Origin of the sequence: Actinomadura sp. NPDC049753 (assembly GCF_040674655.1) — a bacterium.
GTDB lineage: Bacteria > Actinomycetota > Actinomycetes > Streptosporangiales > Streptosporangiaceae > Spirillospora > Spirillospora verrucosospora.
Genome location: NZ_JBFARL010000357.1, coordinates 1 through 4,007, shown reverse-complemented (window position 1 = coordinate 4,007; position 4,007 = coordinate 1). Strand labels below are relative to the sequence as shown.

The following is a 4,007-nucleotide window of genomic DNA, read 5'->3' as shown; positions in this document are numbered from 1 at the left end:
GTACGCGCCGTCATCATCTGTGATCAACTCCTCAGACCGACCATTCGGGGAGAAACGGAGAGCAGCCGATGAGAGAGGTGGACGCGGTCGACGGGCGGCTCCGCGACCTCGCCGAGCGGGCGCCGAACGCGACCCCCGATTCGGTGCTGCGCGGCTACGAGGGCAGGACCGGCGCGCCCTACGCGATGGCCGCGGCCTCGGCGGCGCGCCTCGCCGGAGCGGACGACCGCCGCGTCGCGGGCTGGCGGGCGTACGGCCGCGCGTTCGGCGTGCTGTGCCGGCTCGCCGACGACCGGCGCGACCTCGTCTCCGGGCGGCACGAGGGCCTCGCCGCCGGCACCGCCACGCACCTGCTCGTCCACCTGCTGGCCGGCCTGCCGCCCGCGCGGCGCCGCGAGGCCCTCGCGCTGCACGCCTCCGCCCGCCACTCGGCGTCCGCGCGCGCCGAGATGGCCTCCTGGATGCTCGACGAGGAGGTCGCCGAGTCCTACGCCGCCTCCGTCGCGCCACTGGCCGGCCGCGCCCACGGCCTGCTCGACATGCTCGGCGGCGATCCGGGCTGCGTCCGGGAGCTGCACCGGGTGGTCGAGGGGACCGTCGGCCACCTGCCCGGGCTCCCGCTGGCCGCGGCCTAGGGGAGGACCGTCGATGACCGTTTCCGGCGGCCTCCCGGAAGTCCTCGCCGCGCACTGCCCGCGGGTCGCCACGGCGATCCGGGAGGCGCTGCACGGCCACCCCGCCTACCAGCCGATCCGGCGGGCGGCGGGCCCGATGTTCGGCGGGCGCCGGGAGACCTGCGCCCGGCTGCTCGGCCTCGTCCTGCGCCGGTCGCCCCTCCCCGAGGACGACCGCGGGCGCTTCCGCGACCTCGGCGTCCTCGCGGCCCGGCAGGCGATCCCGCTGCCGGTGCTGTCGGAGGCGTGGGACCTGGCCCTCGCCGCCGCGGCGCGGTCCTGCTGGACGGTCGCGCCGCCCGGCTGCTTCACCGAGATGGCCGAGCTGACCGCGCACGCGGCCCGCCTCGCGGCCGGCGCGCGGGAGGCCTGCATCCGGGGCTACGCGGAGGCGCCCCGCGAGGGGACGAGGTCGCGGCCGCTGCGCCGGCTCCTCGCCGAGACCCTGATCGACGGCGCTCCCGCCGGAGTGATCGCCGACGCGGCGGGCGTCCGCCTCGCGCCCGCCTACCTCGTCCTGCGGTGCGAGGCCCCCGCGCTCGCGGAACGGGACTGGGAGCGGGAGAGCGAGCGCCTGGAGTCCTGGGAGGGCGTGCTGTACTCGGGCGGCCCGGCGGGACTGACCGTGCTGTTCCCGGCCGCCGAACCGCTGCGCGCCGAGGACCTGGCCGCCGAGTTCACCGCGGGCCTCGCCGCCCGTTCGCGCGGACCCGTGCACGCCGCCCAGTCCTGCCGGCGCGGCGTCGCCGGCATCCCGGCCGCGCTGGAGGAGGCCTCCCGCGTCCTGACGATCGCCAAGGCCATCCCGGACTCCGAGGACCGCCCCTACCGGGCCGACGAGCTGCTCGTCGAGCTGGCGATCCTCGGGCAGCCCGCGATCCGCGGGCGGCTCGCCGCCGTGCTGTCCCCGCTCGACGCCGGCACCGACCTGCGCCGGACCCTGGAGGTGCTGCTCGCCTGCAACCTCGACCGCGAGCGCGCCGCGCGGGAGCTGTGGATCCACCGCCGCACCCTGCACTACCGGCTGGACCGCATCCGGATCCTGTCCGGCGTCGACCCCAGCTCCGCGCGCGGCCTCCAGCTGTTCCGCGCCGCCCTCACCTCGGCACGGCTGGCGCGACTCGAGCACGAGGGCAGCCGCGCCGAGGACGGCTCCCTCCCCTCGCCGCTGAGCGTCTGAAGGGATGCCCCGTGGAGTTGCGGAGCGCCTCGCGGGAGGCCGGGGGTCAGGCGAGGCCCATCTCGCGTCTGACGGTCTCGTACTGCACCGCCATCGCGTCCGAGAGCGCCTGCGCGCCCGACAGCGGCCGGACCATGACGCAGAACTCGTCGATGAGCCCAGCCTCGTCGTGGTGCAGGAAGTCGCAGCCGTGCACCTCGCGGTCGCCGATCCGCGCCTTGAAGACCAGCGCGTGGTCCCGGCCGCCGCCGATCTCGCGGACGTAGCGGAAGTCGGCGAACACCCGGGTCACCGCGCGCAGGATCGCGGTGGCCGTGGCACGCCCCTCGTACGGCGCGAACGCCACCGGGCTGAGGAACGTCACGTCCTCGGCCAGCAGCGCCGGAAGGGCGTCCAGGTCGCCCTTCTCGATGGCGGCGCGGAACGGGTGCATCGGGTCCACCTCCAGAGCCTCGGTCATCGGCACGCCCGAAGACGTGCCGGAAAGCCTAGGGCGGGCGGCCCGGGTCCGCGATCACCCGGCGGGCGGCGTCACGTGCCCGGCTGCAACAGGACCTTGATGGCGCCGTCCTGCTTCTTCTGGAAGATCTCGTAGGCCTGGGGCGCCCTCTCCAGCGGCCAGCGGTGCGTGGCGAGGTCCATCACGCCGAGCGGGTCGGCGTCGTCGGCGATGAGCGGCATCAGGTCGTCGATCCAGCGCTTGACGTGGGCCTGGCCCATGCGCAGGGTGACGCCCTTGTCGAACATCTGCATCATCGGCAGCGGGTCCGTCATGCCGCCGTACACGCCGCTGAGGGAGATCGTCCCGCTCCGCCGCACGACCTCGATGGCCGTGGTGAGCGCCGCGAGGCGGTCCACCCCGACGCGCGCCATCAGCGGCGCGGCGGAGTTGCCCGGCATGAGCCCGGTGAGGGTCTGCGCGAGCTTGGCGCCGGGGGAGCCGTGCGCCTCCATGCCGACCGCGTCGATCACCGAGTCGGTTCCGCGCCCGCCGGTGAGCTGCCGGACCGCGTCCGGCACGTCGTCGGCGTCCGAGGCGTCGATCACCTCGATCCCGTGCCGGCGCGCCATCTCCAGCCGCTCCGGGACGAGGTCGACCGCGATCACCCGGTGGCCGAGATGGCGGGCCACGCGGGCCGACATCTGCCCGATCGGGCCGAGCCCGAGCACGGTGACCGAACCGCCCTCGGGGATGTCGGCGAAGGCCACCGCCTGCCACGACGTGGGGAGCACGTCCGACAGGTAGACGAACCGCTCGTCCGGCGGCCCCTCGGGCACCTTGATCGGCCCGAACTGGGCCTGCGGTACCCGCAGGTACTCGGCCTGCGCGCCGGGCACCTGCCCGTACAGCCGCGTGTAGCCGAACAGGGCCGCGCCGGTGCCCTGCTCGCGGACCTGCGTCGTCTCGCACTGGGCGTACAGCCCGAGGCCGCACATGTGGCAGTGCCCGCACGCGATGTTGAACGGGATGACCACGCGGTCGCCGGGTTTGACGTGGGTGACGTCCGGCCCGGTCTCCTCGACGATGCCGATCGGCTCGTGGCCGAGGATGTCGCCCTCGCTCATGAACGGCCCGAGCACCTCGTACAGGTGCAGGTCCGATCCGCAGACGCCGGTCGAGGTGACCCTGATGACCGCGTCGTTCGGCTCCTTGATCTTCGGGTCGGGGACCTCGTCGACGCGGACGTCGCGCTTGCCGTGCCAGGTGACAGCCTTCATCGTGCTCCTCCGGTGGGACGGGCTCCGTCCCAGGCGGCCTACCCGGGCGGCCGGGGCGAAACGTCCGCGCCCGGCCGTCAGGGGCAGCGGTGGGCCCGCGCGACGGCGCGCACCGCCGCCGTCCTGGTCGCCCAGAGGGAGGGCTTGGCGGGCGGGTACGCGTCCGGCCCCGGTTCCGGGCGCAGCCGGAATCCGCGGGCGTCGTAGGCCTCCCAGCCCGTCCTGCGGCCGCGCAGGTTCAGGACGTGCGTCACCGTCCCGGCGGCGTGCCCGTCGTGCCGCAGATGCCAGCGGTGGGCGTCACGGTCCGCGGTCGTGAACTGGTACAGCCGCCAGCCGGGCCCGAAGCGGTGGGCCAGGTCGAGGGTCACGAGCGGCTCGCCGCCGGCCGGGCGCCTCGCCCGCTCCGGTGCGGGGGCCCGCGCGCCGGCGGC

General features: G+C 75.5%; 5 protein-coding genes. 2 read left to right on the top strand and 3 right to left on the bottom strand.

The window, feature by feature from the left end; all coding sequences use genetic code 11:
* The first annotated feature begins 68 nt into the window (after positions 1 to 68).
* Together AB0K37_RS40705 and AB0K37_RS40700 are read left to right on the top strand one after the other, a co-directional pair.
* Complete coding sequence (locus tag AB0K37_RS40705) at positions 69 to 635, top strand: hypothetical protein (protein ID WP_363991205.1); 567 nt, start codon at positions 69 to 71, stop codon at positions 633 to 635.
* A gap of 13 nt (positions 636 to 648) precedes the next feature.
* The gene (locus AB0K37_RS40700) at positions 649 to 1,854 is read left to right on the top strand and encodes a helix-turn-helix domain-containing protein (RefSeq protein WP_363991202.1); all 1,206 of its coding nucleotides are present in this window, start codon (positions 649 to 651) and stop codon (positions 1,852 to 1,854) included.
* Between the two features lie 46 nt (positions 1,855 to 1,900).
* Here AB0K37_RS40700 and AB0K37_RS40695 read toward each other — a convergent pair whose 3' ends face one another.
* The 3 genes from AB0K37_RS40695 to AB0K37_RS40685 all read right to left on the bottom strand — a co-directional run.
* Complete coding sequence (locus AB0K37_RS40695; RefSeq protein ID WP_363991207.1) at positions 1,901 to 2,287, bottom strand: nuclear transport factor 2 family protein; 387 nt, start codon at positions 2,285 to 2,287, stop codon at positions 1,901 to 1,903.
* 98 nt (positions 2,288 to 2,385) lie between these two features.
* Positions 2,386 to 3,573 (bottom strand): zinc-dependent alcohol dehydrogenase, encoded by a 1,188-nt coding sequence (locus tag AB0K37_RS40690; RefSeq protein WP_363991199.1) that lies wholly within the window; start codon positions 3,571 to 3,573, stop codon positions 2,386 to 2,388.
* Positions 3,574 to 3,650: 77 nt separating this feature from the next.
* On the bottom strand, positions 3,651 to 4,007 hold a 357-nt coding region (locus AB0K37_RS40685; protein WP_363991196.1), incomplete at its 5' end, for a hypothetical protein.